Origin of the sequence: Bifidobacterium rousetti (assembly GCF_008698235.1) — a bacterium.
Classification (GTDB): domain Bacteria; phylum Actinomycetota; class Actinomycetes; order Actinomycetales; family Bifidobacteriaceae; genus Bifidobacterium; species Bifidobacterium rousetti.
The window spans coordinates 429,594-447,432 of the sequence record NZ_PEBH01000001.1; the positions used below are offsets into that span (position 1 = coordinate 429,594).

A 17,839-nucleotide genomic window follows, 5' to 3' on the forward strand; every position below is an offset into this window, starting at 1 on the left:
TGTGTCCTACGATTGTAGATGCCCGAACGCGCCCGGCTCAGTCCGCCACGCGCGATTCGGCGGTGGACACGAGCGTGCCGATCTCCTCGCCCAGCAGGGCGCGGGTGACGTTGCCCGGCTCCTCGAGGCCGAACACGCGGATGCGCTTCTTGTTGTCGCGCGCCATGGACAGCGCGGAGGCGTCCATCACGGCGAGGTTGTCGACGAGGGCGCGGTTGTAGCTCAGCGTCTCGAAGCGCTTGGCGTTGGGGTCCTTGCGCGGGTCGGCGGTGTACACGCCATCGACGCCGTTCTTGCCCATGACCACTTCGTCGCAGTGGATCTCGAGGGAACGCTGGATGGAGACGGTGTCGGTGGAGAAGTACGGCATGCCGGCGCCGGCGCCGAAGATGACCACGCGGCCCTTCTCGAGGTGGCGGATGGCCTTGAGCGGGATGTACGGCTCGGCGACCTGGCCCATCGTGATGGCGGTCTGCACGCGGGTGGCCTGTCCCTCCTGCTCGAGGAAGTCCTGCAGGGCGAGGCAGTTCATCACGGTGCCGAGCATGCCCATGTAGTCGCCGCGGGAGCGGTCGATGCCGGCCTGCTGGAGTTCGGCGCCGCGGAAGAAGTTGCCGCCGCCGGTGACGATGGCGACCTGCACACCCTGACGCACGGCCGGAACGATCTCCTCGGCGATGCGGCGGATCACCTTGGTGTCGATGCCCACCTTGCCGCCGCCGAACGCCTCGCCGGACAGCTTGAGGAGGACCCTGCGGGGCTTGTCTTTTGCGTCGTTGCCAGTCATACACTACCTTTCGCTCACGGGCGACGTGGCCCCACGGGGCCCCACCCACGAAAATTACCGTGTAATAGGTTATCCGTTATTCGCGACAGCCTTCCCTCCCCCGCCGGCGGCGGCTTGTCCGGGGCGACTAGCGCCGCCGTTCGGCGAGCCAGTTGAGCGCGGACCCCGAGACGACCAGCACCGTGCCGAGCCAGAACGGCAGCGACAGGGACAGGCCGAGGATCACGGAGCTGGCGCCCACCGACAGCACCGGCGTGGCGTATGACGCCACCGCCAGGGTCCTCAGGCTGCCGTGGAGGATGCCGTACCCCCAGCAGGCGTATCCGCCGCCGATGACCGCCGCGCAGGCGACGACGGCGAGCCACGCCACCGGACCGGGCATGGCGGCCGGCCAGCCCTGGCCCGAGGTGAAGTGGATGATCCACAGGACGACGGCGACGCCGGGGAAGAACACCGAGGTGCCGTCGAGCCCGCCGGACATGGACGGGGTGATCACCGCGTACAGCGACCATGCGGACGCGCCCGCGAACGCGAGCAGATACGGCAGCGGGTTGGAGGCGACATGGTGCAGGGCGGCCGCGGGGTCGAGCCCGCTGTTGCCGCCGACCGCCAACGCCACGCCGGCGGTCGCGACGACAGCGCCGGGCAGGGCCCGCCACACGGCGCCCTTGCGGTGCGGCCTGCCGATCGCGGCGGCGAGCAGGACCATCATCGTCGGCCACAGGTAGTTGACGAGACTGACCTCGACCGACTGTTCGGCGGTGGACGCCAGCCCGATGGACAGCGAGATCGACGACTCGTAGAACACGAACAGCGCCCCGCCGATGAGCAGGTACCGCTTCGGGTACTCGCGCAGCGGCGCCGGGCGGTGGAAGACGAGCAGCAGCACGACGCCGCAGGTGTAGATCATCGCCGATCCCAGGGTGGCGCCGAAGGCGTCCGCGACGACGCGCACCAGCGCGGTCATCAGGCTCCAGACGAGGATGGCAGTCAATCCCACGGCGGTGGCCCTGGTGGACGGCACGTATTTCGGATCCTCGTGCGTGTTCCCGTTGCGTGTCATGGGCGTCTCTTCCCTTCGGCTCGTTTCCGTTCGTTCTCGTTCGTTCCCGGGGCGTTCCGTTCGCTGCCACAGCGTCCGGACCGCCTGCGCCATTGTCATGCCCAGTTACGACGAGAACGGCCGTGCGACACGCGGGAAGCGTGCGCACGGCCGTTCTCATTCACCGACCGTCCGGCAGGTCAGCGGGACGGACATCGGTCAATCGGAGACGTGGGATCAGTCCTCGTCGCCCTTGCCGACCTCGACGCGGGCGAAGGCCAGGGCCTTGCCGCCGACCTCGTCGAACAGCTTGCCGACGGTCTTGGACGGATCCTTGACGAACGGCTGCTCGAGCAGGACGACCTCCTTGAAGAAGGCGTTGAGACGGCCCTCGACGATCTTCGGGACGATCTTCTCGGGCTTGCCCTCGGCGAGGGACTTCTCGGTGGCGACGCGACGCTCGGACTCGACGACATCGGCCGGGACGTCCTCACGGGTCAGCCACTTGGCGCCCATGGCGGAGATCTGCAGGGCGGCCTCGTGCGCGACGGAGGCGCCGGCCTTGTCGGTGGCGATCAGCGCGACGATGCTCGGCGGCATCTCGGCGGACTTCTTGTGGGCGTAGACCTCGACGTGCTCGCCGGAGATCTTCGCGAACTGGCCGACCTTGACGTGCTCGCCGAACAGGGCGGCGGCCTCCTCGATGGCCTCCTTGACGGTCTCGTCGCCGGCCTTGGCGGCCAGCAGCTCGTCGGCGGAGTTGGCGTCGGCCTCGACCGCGTAGCCGAGGACGGTGTCGGCGAACTCGACGAACTTCGGGGTCTTGGCCACGAAGTCGGTCTCGGAGTTCAGCTCTACCGCGTAGCCGGTCTCGCCTTCGGCGGACTCGACGACCTTGGAGGCGATGGTGCCTTCCTGGGCCTTGCGTCCCTCGCGCTTGCCGGCGGCGGCGATGCCCTTGGCGCGGATGATCTCCTTGGCGCGCGCGACGTCGCCTTCGGCCTCGGTCAGGGCCTTCTTGACGTCGAGCATGCCGGCGCCGGTGTCCTCGCGAACCTGCTTGATCAGAGCGGCGGTAATTGCTGCCATGAAACTATCTCCTTGAGATGAAACTCGATTGTGTGCTCCTAGAAAAGGAGGTGCAATCCATCTTGCACCTCCAATCCTAGCGTCTGGCGAACCCTAACGGGTCACTCGGCCTTGGCTTCGCCTTCGGCGGACTCGGCCGGGGCCTCGCCCTGGGCGGCGTCCTGGTTCTCCAGGAGGTCCTTCTCCCAAGCGGCCATCGGCTGCTCGGCGGACTCGGACTCGTCCTTGGTGGCCTTGCCGGAGCGCTCCAGCAGGCCGTCGGCGACGGCGTCGGCGATGAGGGTGGTCAGCAGCTCGATGCCGCGGATGGCGTCATCGTTGGCCGGAATCGGGTACTCGACGGACTCCGGGTCGGTGTTGGTGTCGACGATGGCGACGACCGGGATGCCCAGCTTGTGGGCCTCCTCGACGGCCAGCGCCTCCTTGTTGATGTCGACGACGAACATCGCGGACGGGGTGCGGCCCATGTTGCGGATGCCGCCGAGCTGCTTCTCCAGCTTGTCCTTCTCGCGCTCGAGCAGGAGGAGCTCCTTCTTGGTCAGGCCGGAGCCGTGCACGTCGGAGAAGTCCATCTCCTCGAGCTCCTTGAGGCGCGCGACGCGCTTGGAGACGGTCTGGAAGTTGGTCAGCATGCCGCCGAGCCAGCGCTCGGAGACGTACGGCATGTTCACGCGGGTGGCCTGGGCGGAGACGGCCTCCTGGGCCTGCTTCTTGGTGCCGACGAAGAGCACGGTGCCGTTGTGGGCGACGGTGGTCTTGATGAAGTCGTACGCCTTGTCGATCATCTCGAGCGACTTGAACAGGTTGATGATGTGGATGCCGTTGCGCTGGGTGAGGATGAACTGCTTCATCTTCGGGTTCCAGCGGCGGGTCTGGTGGCCGAAGTGCAGGCCGGCCTTCAGCATTTCGCTCATCGTGATCTGAGCCATGGTGATTCACCTTTCGTTGTCGGTTGTTGCCTGGTCATGCGCACCCGCGTGCAGCCTCTCCCCCGGTTCACCGGGTTCGGGCCGACCGACACGGGCCGTCGCGGACATGACGCGAAATCCGTGTGCGCCGGTTGACGATATCGGGTGGCTCGGGACGCCTGCGACTGCGCCCGTTGCCGGGGTGGCACACACAAATGGTCAAGGATAGCACGGCGTATGGAAAAGGCCCGTGCCATCCGATGTCAGGCGTCGGATGGCACGGGCCTTGGGCTCCTTGCGACCGCCCGATGGGCCGTCAGCGGGGCTGGTGCTCGCGCATGTACTTCATCGCCGCGCGGCGCTCCTCCTTCTCGAGACGGTCGAGGTAGACGTGGCCGTCGAGGTGGTCGGTCTCATGCTGGAGCATGCGGCCCATGAGCCCGGTGCCCTCGAGCACGATCTCCTTGCCGTCCAGATCGATGCCGCGCACCCTGGCGTAGTCGGCGCGGCGGGTCTTGTACCACAGGCCCGGCACGGACAGGCATCCCTCGTCGCCGTACTGCTCGCCGCGGGTCTCCTCGAGCACCGGGTTGAGGATGTAGCCCACCTTTCCGTCGATGTTGTAGGAGAAGGCGCGCAGGCTCACGCCGATCTGGTTGGCGGACAGGCCTGCGCGGCCGGGGTCGTTCACCGTCTCGACCAGATCGTCCACCAGCCGGCGCACCGCCGGGGTGATCTCGCGGATCTCGTCGCAGGGGGTGCGCAGGACGGGGTCCGGCACGACGCGAATCTCTCGGATGGCCACTTGCTTTCAGTTCTCCTTGTTCTCGTCCTGACCGTCGGCACGGTCGTCGGCGCGTTCGGCCCGCCCGGCGCCGGAGGCCTGATCTGCCCCGGCGTCCGGCTCCTCGCGCTTGATTCTCTCGGATACGCTAGCAATGGAATCCGACACGTTCTCCTTGGCCTGCTCGTAGGCGGAGCGCAGGGCCTCCTTCGGGTTGACGCTCTCGGATGCCTGCTTGACGGTCTCGGCGGTGCGCTTGACCGACTCGGTGGTCCTGTCGAGGATGCGCACGGTGGCCGGCAGCGGCTTGGACGCGCCGCGCGGCGTGTAGATCTCGCCCTCGATGACGTCGGCGTAGCGCTTGAGCACCTTCGGGCGCACGACCTTGAGGCTCGGGGTCAGCGTGCCGTTCTCCTGGCTGAACGCCTCGTCGAGCACGACGAACTTGCGCACGGACTCGGCGCGCGAGACGTTCGCGTTGGCCTTGTCGACATACTGCTGGATGTAGGCGCGCACCGCGTCGTTGCCGGCGATCTCGCCCATCGGCGCCTCGCGGTCGAGGCCCTGCGAGGCGAGCCAGGAGCGGGTCATCTCCTCGTCGAGCTCGATCAGCGCGGAGATGAACGGCTTGCCGTCCCCCACGACGACCGCGTGGTCGACGATGGGGCAGGTGGCGATGACCTCCTCCATCGGCGCGGGGCTGACGTTCTTGCCGCCGGCCGTGATGATGATGTCCTTCTTGCGGCCGGTGATGTACACGAAGCCGTCATCGTCGATGGTGCCGAGGTCGCCGGTGCGAATCCAGCCGTCGGCCGTCTTGACCTGCGCGGTGAGGTCGGGCTGCCGGTAGTAGCCGAGGAAGACGTTCGGGCCGGTGAGCAGCAGCTCGCCGTCGTCGTCCTGCTTGACGCCCATGCCGGGTCCGGGCTTGCCGACCGAGCCGACCTTGTTCGCGTCCTGCCAGTTGACCATCATCGGGGCGGCGGTTTCGGTCATGCCGTAGCCCTGGATGAAGGTGATGCCGTCCATGCCGTTGAAGAAGTGCGCCAGATCGGCGTTGAGGGGCGCGCCGCCGCAGGCGAGCCAAGCGAGGTTCGGCCCCAGCGCCGAGCGCACGGACTTGCCGACCGTGGACATGAAGAACGAGTGCTGCACGCGGGCGACCAGCGAATGGCCCTTGCCGTCCTGCTCGTCCTTGGACCACTGCACGAAGTGGCGGTAGGCCGAGGCGAACACGCGGCCGGCGATGCCGTTGCCGGCCTTCTGGGAGGCGGCGTTGTACACCTTCTCGAACACGCGCGGCACGCCGAGCAGGTACGTGGGCTTGAACGAGCGCAGGTCGGCGAGCAGGTGCTTGGCGCCCGGGATGTAGCCGACCACGCCGTGCCCGCCGATGGCCACATACTGGATGTAGCGGGCGAAGCAGTGCGCCAGCGGCAGGAACAGCAGCAGGCGGTTCGGCTCGTAGAGCATCTCGTCGAGGATGATGTATCCGTTCTTGACGATGTGCACGAAGTTGCGGTTGGACAGCATCGCGCCCTTGGGCTTGCCGGTGGAGCCGGAGGTGTAGACGATCGTGGCCATGTCGTCGGCCCTCACGCGCGCGATGGCCTCGTCGAGCTCGTCGTCGGTCACATGCGCGCCGAAGTCGGCGACGGCGTCGAGCCCGTCCGCCTTGAAGTTGAAGACGTACCTGAGGTCCTCCACCTGGTCGCGCACCTGTTCGAGGGTCTGCGCGTGGGCGTGGTCGCCGGCGAACGCGATCAGCGGCGAGGTGTCCGTGATGATCGAGGCGGCCTGGCGCTCCGAGTCGGTCTCGTAGATCGGCACGCTGACCGCGCCAATCGCGGCGCACGCGAAGTCGACGACGCCCCACTCGTAGCAGGTGGCCGAATAGATCGCCACCATCGTGCCGGGGCGCACGCCCAGACCGATCAGGCCCTTGGCCACCTCGCGCACGCGCGCGAGCATCGACGCGGCGGAGACGGTGTGCCATGCGCGCCCGTCGTCCTGGTATTCGGCGATGTCGCCGTCGGGGTCGGACGCGGCCCTGCCCGCCAGCAGGGAGAAGATGGTGTCGCCGTCGTTGGTCACATATTCGGGATCGGAGATGTATTCACGCAACATAGCCCACAGTCTATACCCGTGCTATAACCGCGCGCCGCGCAACGGGTCACCCCATGTCGGCCACGACGCACACCCATCGGCACCCGAACCGTTCGAGCCGGATCGTCGACCAGTACACCGTGCCGCCGATGGTGAGCCTGACCGCCATCTCGAGGCTCGTCTCGCTCACCAGCGTGCCGGACACGTCATGCGGCACGACCGGCAGGTAGCGCATCCTCGCGTTGAGCTCGATGTCCCGTTTCATCTGGACGCCGATGAGGTAGACGAGCGTCTCGATGCGTTTGATGCATGGCGCGGCGACGGCGCGCCTGAGCGAGGACGAGGGGAGCTTGCCGCGGATCACGTCCGCGGTCAGGCACGCGATCCGGCAGGTGGAGACCGCCAGCGCATGGAACTCGTGCCCCTCCAACATGCCCTCGCACACGGCGATGATCCGGTACGGCACGGGCTGCGCGCCGAGGCCGACGTGGATGACGCCCTCGTACACGGGCAGGTCCTGTTCGGTCAGCCGCGTCCGCCCGCCTCCGTCCGCAGCCGGGTCGTACGCGTTCCTGCTGGTCTCGAGCAGCCACGCGTCCCGCTCGTTGTTCGTCCGCCGTCCGTCGCCCGCCATGCGCCGCCCTCCGCCCTGAGTCATCGCCGTACGCGGCGCGGGGCCCCGTTCGCGGCCCCGCGCCGCGGTTCCAGCTCATCACGACGAGGGCCCCGCGTCAACCGACGCGGGGCCCCGAACGGCCGTTGTGGATGAACCGGTGGATGAACGGGCTAGCGGCGTGCGCCCGGCGCCACGACGACGCCGCAGCGCTGGAAGCTCTTGATGTCGACGTAGCCGGTGGACGCCATCGCGCGGCGCAGCGCGCCGATGAAGTTGGTGGTGCCGTCGGCGGTGTGGCTCGGCCCGAACAGGATCTGCTCGAGCGGCGCGACGGTGCCTACGTCCGTGCGGTAGCCGCGCGGCAGCGTCTGGTGGCGCGCCTCGGCGCCCCAGTGCTTGCCCCTGCCCGGGGCCTCGGTGGCGCGGGCCAGCGGGGCGCCCAGCATGACGGCGTCCGCGCCGAGGGCGAGGGCCTTGACGAAGCTGCCGGAGTCGCCCATGCCGCCGTCGGCGATGAGCTGCACGTAGCGGCCGCCGGACTCGTCCATGTAGTCGCGGCGGGCCTCGGCCACGTCGGCGATGGCGGTGGCCATCGGGGCCTCGACGCCGATCGTGTTGCGCGTGGCGGAGACGGCGCCGCCGCCGAAACCGACGAGCACGCCGGCCGCGCCGGTGCGCATCAGGTGCAGCGCGGCCGTGTAGTTGGCGGCGCCGCCGACGATGACCGGCACGTCGAGGTCGTAGATGAACTGCTTGAGGTTGAGCGGCTCGTGGTCCTGCGAGACGTGCTCGGCGGACACCACGGTGCCGCGGATGACGAACAGGTCGACGCCCGCGTCGACCACCGTCGAATAGAACTGCTGGGTGCGCTGCGGGGAGAGCGCGCCGGCCACGGTGACGCCGGCGTCGCGGATCTCGTGCAGGCGACGGGTGATGAGCTCCGCCTTGATCGGCTCGGCGTAGATCTCCTGGATGCGCTTGGTGGCGGTGTCGGCCGGCAGCTCGGAGATCTCCTCCAGCAGCGGCTCGGGGTCGTCGTAGCGGGTCCACAGACCCTCAAGGTCGAGCACGCCGAGGGCGCCGAGGCGTCCCATCGCGATGGCGGTGGCGGGGCTCGTCACGGAGTCCATCGGGGCGCCGACGACCGGCACGTCGAATTCGTAGGCGTCGACCTGCCAGGAGGTGGAGACGTCCTGCGGGTCGCGGGTCCTGCGTGAGGGGACGATGGAGACGTCGTCCAGCGAGTAGGCCAGACGGCCCTTCTTGCCCAAACCGATTTCAATTTCCTGAGACATGCCTTTGAGAGTAATGCCGGGATATGACAGACGGGCGCGACGGGCGGGGTAGCCGGCCCCGCCCGTCTCACATTCTCGAACGCCCGCTTTCGCCGTTACATGGATGAGATATGAATGGTCACGTTTTCACACACCCGTCAGGAGGAAGCATGGCCAAAATCAAGGTCGAAGGCAAGGTCGTCGAGCTCGACGGCGACGAAATGACCCGCGTCATCTGGAAGGACATCAAGGACCGTCTGATCCTGCCCTACCTCGACGTGGATCTCGACTACTACGATCTGGGCATCGAGAACCGCGACGCCACGGACGACCAGGTCACCATCGACGCGGCCAACGCGATCAAGCGCGAGCACGTGGGCGTCAAGTGCGCGACCATCACCCCCGACGAGGCCCGCGTCAAGGAGTTCGGCCTCAAGAAGATGTGGAAGTCCCCCAACGGCACGATCCGCAACATCCTCGGCGGCACGATCTTCCGCGAGCCGATCGTGATGAGCAACGTGCCGCGCCTCGTGCCCGGCTGGACCAAGCCGATCGTCGTGGCCCGCCACGCCTTCGGCGACCAGTACAAGGCCACCGACTTCAAGGTGCCTGGCGCCGGCCGTCTCACCGTCACGTTCACCCCGTCGGACGGCTCCGAGCCGATCGAGCACGTCGTCTACGACTACGGCGCCGACGGCGGCGTGGCCCAGGTGCAGTACAACGTCAACGACTCGATCCGCGGCTTCGCGCGCGCCTGCTTCAACTACGGGCTCATGCGCCACTACCCGGTGTACCTGTCCACCAAGAACACGATCCTCAAGGCGTACGACGGCCAGTTCAAGGACATCTTCGCCGAGGTGTTCGAGACCGAGTACAAGGAGCGCTTCGAGGCCGAGGGCCTGACCTACGAGCACCGCCTCATCGACGACATGGTCGCCAGCTCCCTCAAGTGGCACGGCGGCTACATCTGGGCGTGCAAGAACTACGACGGCGACGTGCAGTCCGACTCCGTGGCGCAGGGCTTCGGCTCGCTGGGCCTCATGACCTCCGTGCTCATGACCCCCGACGGCCAGACCGTCGAGGCCGAGGCGGCCCACGGCACCGTGACCCGCCACTACCGCCGCTGGCTCAAGGGCGAGAAGACCTCCACCAACCCGATCGCCTCGATCTTCGCGTGGACCGGCGGCCTCAAGCACCGCGCGGACCTCGACAACACCCCCGAGGTCCGCCACTTCGCCGAGACGCTGGAGAAGGTCATCGTCGACACCGTCGAGGGCGGCCAGATGACCAAGGACCTCGCCATGCTCATCGGCCCCGACCAGCCGTGGCTCGACACCGAAGGGTTCATGAGCGCCCTCGACGAGAACCTCGCCAAGGCGCTCGCCGAGTAGCGGCCGGCTCCCGCCTTCGCGCGTCCGCGCGCATCGTGACGAAACCCGCATGTCCCCGCACGGACCGGAACGTCCGCCCGCCGGGGCTGTGCGGGTTTCGTCATGGATGGTCGCCCTGCGCCGGAAGGGCTACTACAATCGGTGTCGATCGTTCGTCGACTGAAAGGATCCCCACCCCATGGCCACAAGCCGAAGCCCCATCGCAGTACGACTGATCGCCATGGTGGCGGGCCTTTCGCTGCTGCTCGCCTCCGGCGCCTGCTCGACGAAGACCGACGGCGACGTGGACGTGAATGGCGCGAACACGACCATCACCACGTCGAAGACCGCCGGGGGCGCCGTGGCCATCTTCACCCCGTCCGACGGCATCACCATCTCCCAGCGCACCCCATTGAACAAGTGGGCGAAGCTCACGCCCGAGATCGTCGACGGACTCGTCGAGCAGGGCGTCGCGAAGGGCATGATCGACCGGACCACCTCCGACGGCATCGACGCGCAGAGCCGCGCCGTGCAGGACTGGGTCGTCGACCATATGACGCAGTCCGACGACGCCGACGGGTCCGTCGCCCCCGCACGCACCACGCTGATCGTCGCGCCGGCGCTCTCCCCCGACTCCTCCACCCGCCAGTACGGCGACTACGTCACGCAGCCCGACGGTTCGGGCGATGACGAGGCGGCCGATGACGGCTCGTCCAGCTCGTCCGGCTCATCCGAGGCATCCGGTTCGTCCGGCTCCTCGTCCGATTCCTCGGACGACTCCGATCAGGCCGGCTACGACAGGCTCTCCTCGGCGCTGAAGCTCGCCAAGGACGCGGGCATGCATGTGGTGCTGCTCGCCAACGGCGTCGACGGGTTCACGCCGGACACGTTCGTCCGGTTCTCCACGCCCGAGGAGATCGGACGTCTCCAGGCGACCAAGCTCGTCACCAAGCTCGATCTGGCCAAGGCCAGCAAGGACAACCCCAAGGCGATCGAGGTGCTCATCCCCTACTCCCCCGATTCGACGGGCGACGGCGCTTCCGGCGCAGACGCCGCCACCAACAACGCCGACGGCGGGGACGCCTCCACGTCCGACGGCTCGTCCGCAAACTCGTCCGACGGCTCGTCCGACGGCACCGCATCGGACGGTTCGGGCGAGTCGACCGACACCTCGCAGAGCGCGCAGGACACGCAGGACGACGCGTTCGCCCGCGAGGCGTTCGCCGGCATGTGGAAGGTGCTGCAACCGTACTTCAACCAGGGCAAGGCGTACAGCCCCTCCGGGCTGCTCACCAAATCCACCACGGACGACGACTGGCGTGACGTGACGGTCCCCGACTCGGACGAGAAGGACATCGCCGCGGAACTGGACTCCCGATTGGCCGGCAAGAACAGCAAGACCGGCAGGAACGGCGACAAGGACGACGGCTCATCCTCCCCGACGCGCATCGACGGCATCATCGCGATGAACGACTACGTCGCGTCCGTCGTCATCGACGAGCTCAAGACGCTGGGATACACCGGCTCCGCGGCGGACATCAACCCCTCGATCACGATCCTGGGCATCGTCGGCAACATCACCGGCAAGAAGGATCTGCAGCGCGGGGCCGTCCCCGATCCGGCGAAGGCCCCCGACTCGGACGGCTCCACGGGTTCCGGCGATGACAGCTCTCAGGACGCGGACGACGACGAGAACTCCCGCTGGCCGATCGTCACCGGATTCGGCGGCTACGTGGACACGATGCCGCAGGTCGTCAACGGCAAGCAGTGGATGACCGGATTGGAGAACCGCAAGGCGATCGCCGCGGACATCGCCGAGGTGACCGCGCGGCTCAACCGCAACCAGAGCGTCTCCGGCCTCAAATACGTCTCGAAGCAGACGGTGCCCGGCTCCACGTCGAAGCACAAGGTCGACACCGTCACCGAGGAGCCGCTGTCGGTGAGCGCCTACAACCTCAAGACGGCGCTCATCGACCCCGGATACATCTCGATGGCCGACGCCGGCCTGTGACGGCGGCGCCGGCCATCGGCCATCGGCCATCGGCCGGAGAACGGACGAACCGGTCGAGGGGATCAGAAGCCGAGGCGTTCGAGCTTCTTCGGATCGGACTGCCAGCCCTTGGCGACCTTGACATGCAGGTCGAGCCGGGACTTGCATCCGACGATGCGGTTGACCGGCGTGCGCAGCTTCTTCTTGACCGCGGTCAGATGCGCGGCGCCGCGTCCGATGATGATGGGCTTCTGCGAGTCGCGCTCCACGTAGATCGAGACGTGCACCTCGGCCTTGCCGTCGTAGGATTCGCCCGTCTCGTTGTCCTGCGGGTAGTCGATCGAGTCGACGACCACGGCGAGTGAGTGCGGCAGCTCGTCGTCCAGCTGCTCCAGGAACGCGCCGCGGATGAGCTCGGCGATGGTCTCCTCGGGCCGCTCCTCGCTGATCTGGTCGGCCGGGTACATCTGCGGGCCTTCGGGCATGTGCTCGATGAGGACCTTCCTGACCTCGTCGAGGTTGTCGTGTTCGAGGGCGCTCACCGGCACGATGTCCGCGAAGTCGGCGAACTCGTTGATCTCGATGAGTTTGGCGACCAGCTGCTCGCGCGTGAGCTCGTCGATCTTGGTGACGATCGCGACCAGCGGGATCCTCCACGAGAACGTGCCGTCGTCCTTCTTGACGGCGAAGTCGGAGCGCAGGCGGGACAGGATGCGCTTGTCGCCGGGGCCGATCTCCTGATCGGCGGGCAGGAGGAACGCCACCTCGTCCACGTCGGACAGGCTCTCGTCGACGATGTCGTTGAGACGCTGGCCCAGCAGCGTGCGGGGCCGGTGGATGCCGGGGGTGTCGACGAGCACGAGCTGCGCGTTGTCGGTGGTGAGGATGCCGCGGATGGCCTTTCGCGTGGTCTCCGGACGGGAGGACGCGATGGCGATCTGCGTGCCGATCAGCGCGTTGATCAGGGTGGATTTGCCCACGTTCGGGCGTCCGACCACCGCGACGAAGCCTGAACGGTACGGCTGCGCCCCGTTCGTCCCGTCCTGCGTGTTCGGCGCCTCTGCCCTGTCTGCCGTTTCGGTCATGTCACTCCTCATGGTTGTCATGGCGGCCCTCGTGCGTGCCGCGCGTCGTGTTCCTGTCGTCTTCCGCGGCCTTCTCGTCGCCGCCTTCGGACCTGTCATCTTCCTCGTGCCCCTCGACGTGGGCGGGTTCGACGACGATGGTGGACACCTTCTTGCGTCGTCCGGCGGAGTCGACCGCCGTGAGCTTCAGGCCGCGGGTCACGGCCGAGGCGCCGACGATCGGCACACGGCCGATGAGCTTGGTCAGCAGGCCGTAGACGGTGTCGACGTCGTCCTCGTCGATGTCGATCTCGAAGAGCTCCTCGAGGTCCGCGATCGGCGTGCGCGCCGGCATGCGCCACTTCTTCTCGCCGATTTGCTCGGGCTCCTCGCGCTGCGTGCGGTCGTGCTCGTCCTCGAGCTCGCCGACGATCTGCTCGATGGTGTCCTCGATGGTGACGAGGCCCGCGATGCCGCCGTATTCGTCGACGACGACCGCGACATGCTGGCGGGAGCGCTGCATCTGGTGGAACAGGTCGTCCACCGGCTTGGATTCGGGCACGAGCATCGGGTCGCGCACGATCGAGGAGACCTCGCGCCCCATCGCGGCCGGGTTGAACGCGGTGGCCCTGACCGCGTCCTTGAGGTACGCGACGCCGATCAGGTCGTCGACGTCCTCGCCGATGACCGGCACGCGGGAGAAGCCGGAACGGGAGCACAGCTTGAGCATGTCCTCGAGCGTCGCGTCCTTCTCGATGCAGATCATGTCGGTCCTGGGGACCATGATCTCGCGGGTCAGCGTGTCGGAGAGTGTGAGCACGTTGCGCAGCATTTCGGAGACCTCGGGGTCGAAGTCGTTGGATTCGACGAGGCGGTCGATGGTGGCGCGGCCCTGCTCCTGCTGGACCTTCTCGAGCTCCTCGTCGTCGGAGAGGTTCTGGGAGCGCCTGCGCCCGTCGTGCGCGGCGCCGATGCTGGTGAACGGGGTGAGCCCGTTCGCGATCGAGACGAGACGGGAATGCTTGATCATGATGTCGGCGGGCTTGATCGCGCCAGTCTCGCGCGGACGCACCAGCACGCTCACCACGCCGACGACGATCGCGACGACCAGTCCGATGAGGATCTGCAGCCAGACCATCGCGCCCCATATCGAGGCGACGATGGCGACGAGCACGCCGACGAGCACGTTGCAGGTGACGCGGAAGAACGCGCATGCGCCGGCGGCGGCGTAGCGGTTCGCGATGAGGCGCTGCACGCGGTGGATGCGGGTGATCCGCTTCATCTTCGACAGCTGCGTGAGCTCGGTGTCGGTCTGCGCCTCGAGGATGAGGTTGTTCAGGCTCGCCCTGGTGACCCGCCCCACCGCGCCTTCGGCCGCCGCCAGCGACAGCGACAGCCAGACCAGCAGCGCCGCGATGACGAGCAGCGCGGCGGTCACGGTGATCATGGTCGATTGGGAATACTCCATCGTCGTCTAGTTCTTCCTTGTGTGAGTGCTCGTGTTGGTGTGACTTGGCTTGCCCCGCGTGCGCCCGGATCTCCCTGGGCCGCGCGGGTCGGCCGCTCAGTGCGTGATCTCGCGGCCGGCGCCGTGTTCGGCGTCGTAGGCCGCCAGCGCGTCCGGGCTGCCGGCGGGCAGTTCGACCGGGCCGCCCAGATCGTGGCGCAGGGCGATGAAGGTGAGCAGCAGCTGGCGCTGCAGGCCGAACATCTGCCGCTCCTGCTCCGGGTTGACGTGATCGTAGCCGAGCAGGTGCAGGATGCCGTGGATGGTCAGGAGCATCATCTCCTGCAGCACCCCGTGCCCGGCCGCGGCGGCCTGCTGGGCGGCGACCCACGGGCAGATCACGATGTCGCCCAGCACGCCCTCCATGAGGGTCTTGCCGTCGCCGGGGCGCAGCTCGTCCATCGGGAAGCTCATCACGTCGGTGGGCCCCTCGAGGTTCATCCAATGCTCGTGCATCTCGGCGATCGGCTCGGGGTCGACGAACAGGATGGTCAGGTCGGACTGGGTGCTCACGCGCATCTGGTCGAGCACCCAGACGCCCAGATCGGAGAACAGCTTGGGTTCGATCGTCCATACGGTCTCGTTGGACACGTCAACGCTCATCGCTCTGGCTTTCCTTTCGTTCTTCTCGTCGTTCCTCGCGCTCCGGCCCGGCTTCCCGGCCGTCGTCGTGCGTGTCGGCGTCGCGCCGGCGGGCGCGGGAGATGCGGCGGTGGTCGCCCTCGATCGCCTCGTGGCTGTTGTACGCCTCGACGATCAGGCCGACCAGACGGTGCCTGACCACGTCCTCGGCCTGCAGATGCACGAAGGCGATGTCCTTGATGCCGCCGAGGATGCGTTCGATGGTCGCCAGTCCCGAGCGAGGGACCGTCAGGTCGACCTGCGTGATGTCGCCGGTGATGACCATCTTCGTGTTGAAGCCCAGACGTGTCAGGAACATCTTCATCTGCTGCTCGGTGGTGTTCTGCGCCTCGTCGAGGATGACGTACGCGTCGTTGAGGGTGCGGCCTCGCATGTAGGCGAGGGGCGCCACCTCGATGGTGTTGTCGTCCATGAGACGCCTGAGCTGGTCGGCGCCGAGCATGTCGCCCAAGGCGTCGTAGAGGGGCCTGAGGTACGGGTCGACCTTGTCGTTGAGCGTGCCGGGCAGGAAGCCCAGGCTCTCGCCCGCCTCGACGGCCGGGCGGGTGAGGATGATGCGCCGCACCTGCCTGTCCTGGAAGGCCCTGACGGCCTTGGCCACCGCGAGGTAGGTCTTGCCGGTGCCGGCCGGCCCGATGCCGAACGTGATGGTGTGCGATTCGATCGCGGCCACGTAGGCGGCCTGGCCGGGGGTCTTGGCGCGCACCGGGTTGCCGGCGGCGTAGGTGATGACCCCGGGCACGGTCGGCCTGCGGCGGTCCTTGTCGGCTCCGCCGCGCTGGGGCATGGACGCCTCCATGCGCTGCAGCGCCTCGACGGTGCGCCCGTGGCCGGGATGCGTGACGCGGGTGCGGTTGTCGAGCACGTCCTGGTCGATCATCCTGCGCACGGTGTCCGCATCCATCGGCGCGGTGTGCGCCGCCTCGATGATCGTGTTGACGAGGTCCTCGGCCTTCGCCGCGTCGGCCTCGGTCTGCTTGGACCTGGAGACGATGGCCACGCGGTTGCCCCGCACGAGGATCGTCAGTTCGGGGAACGCGCGCTCCACTTCGCGGATCACCTCGTCGACGGGGCCGAGCACCGCGACGGGGTCGAGTTGGGTGGGGATGGTGATGGTTCGCGTTGTCGTCGCCACGGAACCCCTGTCCCTACTCGTCCAGCACTTCGCCGGTGAGCACGTGGGCGTGCACGTGGAAGACGGTCTGTCCGGCGTCGAGGCCGGTGTTGAACACGAGGCGGAACGCGCCGTGGAATTCGCGGTCGGCGATCTCCTGGGCCACGCGGGCGATGTGCGCGAGTTCGGCAGGATCGGCCTGGGCCAGTTCGGCGACGTTCGCGTAGTGCTTCTTCGGCACGATCAGCACATGCACCTTGGCCTTGGGGTTGATGTCCTTGAAGGCGTAGGTGGTGTCGTCCTCATACACCTTGGTGCTGGGGATCTGCCCCGCGATGATCTTGCAGAACAGGCAGTCATCGGCTTCGCTCATCAATAACGCTCCTTGCTCGATGTGTTGTTCGATTGGTGGTTTCCTCGCCTCAGCTTAGCGCGTCAGGCGTACCGTCCGAGCGCCCGGCTCAGCAGCGAAAGCGCCACCGGCCCGGCCGTCGAGGCGCGCAGTATGTTGCGGCCGAGCACGACGCTGTGGGCGCCCGCCTCGACGAACCGGGCCACCTCGTCCTCGCTGATGCCGCCCTCGGGTCCGACGACGACGTACACGGTGCGGGGGCGGCCGTCGTCGAGGCACCGCTCCGAAAGCGTATGGACGAGCGATTCGACGGAGTCCCAGGTATCGGTGGCGTCCTGATGCAGGACGATGACCAGATCGCCGTGCACGTTGGCGCGCAGGCACAGCGAGACGATCCCCTTCGACGAGACGCACTCGCCCAGTTTCGGCCGCCACGAGCGACGAGACTGCTCAGTGGCCGCGTCGACGACCGCGCTCCACTTGCGGTCGGTGCGTCCCGCCTTCCATTTGGCGATCGAACGGTCGGCCTGCCACGGGATCACCTCGTCGACGCCGATCTGCGTGGCGTCGTCGACCGCCTGCTCGTCGTGCCCCGTCTTGGCCAGCGCCTGGATCAGCGCCAGACGGGTGACCGGCTCAGGCTCGCGCACGAACGACTCCACCTCGGCGAGTCCGGACTCGGGGTCGGCCAGACGGGCCGTGATGCGCAGCCCGAGGCCGTCGGAGAGCTGGAGCCCGTCCCCAGCCTTGAGCCTCATCGCCTGTATCGCGTGGCGTCGGACCGACGGCGGCAGGGTGATCTTCCACCCCGTGTTGAACTCGTCGGAGTTGACGGGTACGTCGTCACGGTCGGGATCAAGCAGGAACAAAGCATTCGTCATGCCTCCAAGGCTAGCAAACGCCCGTCGCCGCAGGCGCGACTACAGGCACGACGGGCGCGGCACGTTGGCGACACGCCGTGGATTGCGCGTCCGACGATCGATGATAGAGTATTCACTCGTTGCCACGCAGCGACACCTGCCCGGGTGGCGGAATGGTAGACGCGCTAGCTTGAGGTGCTAGTGCCTATTTTTAACGGGCGTACGGGTTCAAGTCCCGTCTCGGGCACCATAGATAAACCCCTTGGAAACAAGGGGTTTTCTTGTATCTGAAGCGCTTGCATCCGAAGTGAAGGAATGAGGCAGAAAGGAGCCC

At 67.5% G+C, this 17,839-nt stretch carries 16 protein-coding genes and 1 tRNA gene; 3 read left to right on the forward strand and 14 right to left on the reverse strand.

What is annotated here, in order from left to right; genetic code table 11:
• Nucleotides 1-37 precede the first annotated feature (37 nt).
• The 8 genes from pyrH to CSQ85_RS02120 form a co-directional block, all read right to left on the reverse strand.
• On the reverse strand, nt 38-787 hold the full coding sequence (gene pyrH / locus CSQ85_RS02085) for a UMP kinase (protein WP_107040596.1): 750 nt from the start codon (nt 785-787) through the stop codon (nt 38-40).
• Nucleotides 788-914: 127 nt separating this feature from the next.
• Nucleotides 915-1,850, reverse strand: coding sequence for an aromatic amino acid DMT transporter YddG (yddG, locus tag CSQ85_RS02090; protein ID WP_150382635.1), 936 nt, complete (start codon nt 1,848-1,850; stop codon nt 915-917).
• A 216-nt stretch (nt 1,851-2,066) separates the two neighbouring features.
• Nucleotides 2,067-2,918, reverse strand: coding sequence for a translation elongation factor Ts (gene tsf / locus CSQ85_RS02095; RefSeq protein WP_150382636.1), 852 nt, complete (start codon nt 2,916-2,918; stop codon nt 2,067-2,069).
• 101 nt (nt 2,919-3,019) lie between these two features.
• Entirely contained in the window at nt 3,020-3,847 is an 828-nt protein-coding gene (rpsB, locus tag CSQ85_RS02100; protein WP_107040599.1) for a 30S ribosomal protein S2, read from the reverse strand.
• Between the two features lie 295 nt (nt 3,848-4,142).
• On the reverse strand, nt 4,143-4,631 hold the full coding sequence (gene def, locus CSQ85_RS02105; RefSeq protein ID WP_107040600.1) for a peptide deformylase: 489 nt from the start codon (nt 4,629-4,631) through the stop codon (nt 4,143-4,145).
• 6 nt (nt 4,632-4,637) lie between these two features.
• Nucleotides 4,638-6,737 (reverse strand): AMP-dependent synthetase/ligase, encoded by a 2,100-nt coding sequence (locus CSQ85_RS02110; RefSeq protein WP_150382637.1) that lies wholly within the window; start codon nt 6,735-6,737, stop codon nt 4,638-4,640.
• Nucleotides 6,738-6,783: 46 nt separating this feature from the next.
• Nucleotides 6,784-7,350: an Rv3235 family protein gene (locus CSQ85_RS02115; protein WP_150382638.1), complete on the reverse strand. Its 567-nt coding sequence runs from the start codon at nt 7,348-7,350 to the stop codon at nt 6,784-6,786.
• A 152-nt stretch (nt 7,351-7,502) separates the two neighbouring features.
• A complete protein-coding gene (locus tag CSQ85_RS02120) occupies nt 7,503-8,627 on the reverse strand; it encodes a GuaB3 family IMP dehydrogenase-related protein (protein ID WP_107040603.1) in 1,125 nt (374 codons plus the stop codon).
• Nucleotides 8,628-8,776: 149 nt separating this feature from the next.
• On the opposite strand from CSQ85_RS02120, the gene CSQ85_RS02125 reads away from it, so the two are divergent.
• Both CSQ85_RS02125 and CSQ85_RS02130 read left to right on the forward strand, forming a co-directional pair.
• The gene (locus CSQ85_RS02125; protein WP_150382639.1) at nt 8,777-9,997 is read left to right on the forward strand and encodes an NADP-dependent isocitrate dehydrogenase; all 1,221 of its coding nucleotides are present in this window, start codon (nt 8,777-8,779) and stop codon (nt 9,995-9,997) included.
• A gap of 178 nt (nt 9,998-10,175) precedes the next feature.
• Nucleotides 10,176-11,987, forward strand: a complete 1,812-nt coding sequence (locus CSQ85_RS02130; protein WP_150382640.1) for a type 1 periplasmic-binding domain-containing protein — start codon at nt 10,176-10,178, stop codon at nt 11,985-11,987.
• A 62-nt stretch (nt 11,988-12,049) separates the two neighbouring features.
• Here CSQ85_RS02130 and era read toward each other — a convergent pair whose 3' ends face one another.
• The 6 genes from era to CSQ85_RS02160 form a co-directional block, all read right to left on the reverse strand.
• Entirely contained in the window at nt 12,050-13,051 is a 1,002-nt protein-coding gene (era, locus tag CSQ85_RS02135) for a GTPase Era (RefSeq protein WP_150382641.1), read from the reverse strand.
• Nucleotide 13,052: 1 nt separating this feature from the next.
• Nucleotides 13,053-14,498 carry a hemolysin family protein gene (locus tag CSQ85_RS02140; RefSeq protein WP_150382642.1) on the reverse strand — a complete coding sequence of 482 codons (1,446 nt, stop codon included), beginning with the start codon at nt 14,496-14,498 and terminating at the stop codon, nt 13,053-13,055.
• A gap of 96 nt (nt 14,499-14,594) precedes the next feature.
• Complete coding sequence (gene ybeY / locus CSQ85_RS02145) at nt 14,595-15,140, reverse strand: rRNA maturation RNase YbeY (protein WP_107040608.1); 546 nt, start codon at nt 15,138-15,140, stop codon at nt 14,595-14,597.
• Nucleotides 15,130-16,314, reverse strand: a complete 1,185-nt coding sequence (locus CSQ85_RS02150) for a PhoH family protein (RefSeq protein ID WP_150382643.1) — start codon at nt 16,312-16,314, stop codon at nt 15,130-15,132. The genes ybeY and CSQ85_RS02150 overlap by 11 nt, the downstream gene beginning before the upstream one ends.
• Nucleotides 16,315-16,327: 13 nt before the next feature.
• A complete protein-coding gene (locus CSQ85_RS02155) occupies nt 16,328-16,666 on the reverse strand; it encodes a histidine triad nucleotide-binding protein (protein WP_107040610.1) in 339 nt (112 codons plus the stop codon).
• Between the two features lie 62 nt (nt 16,667-16,728).
• Entirely contained in the window at nt 16,729-17,526 is a 798-nt protein-coding gene (locus CSQ85_RS02160) for a 16S rRNA (uracil(1498)-N(3))-methyltransferase (RefSeq protein WP_150382644.1), read from the reverse strand.
• A gap of 138 nt (nt 17,527-17,664) precedes the next feature.
• Here CSQ85_RS02160 and CSQ85_RS02165 point away from each other — a divergent pair.
• Nucleotides 17,665-17,755 (forward strand) — tRNA-Leu (locus CSQ85_RS02165).
• Nucleotides 17,756-17,839 lie beyond the last annotated feature (84 nt).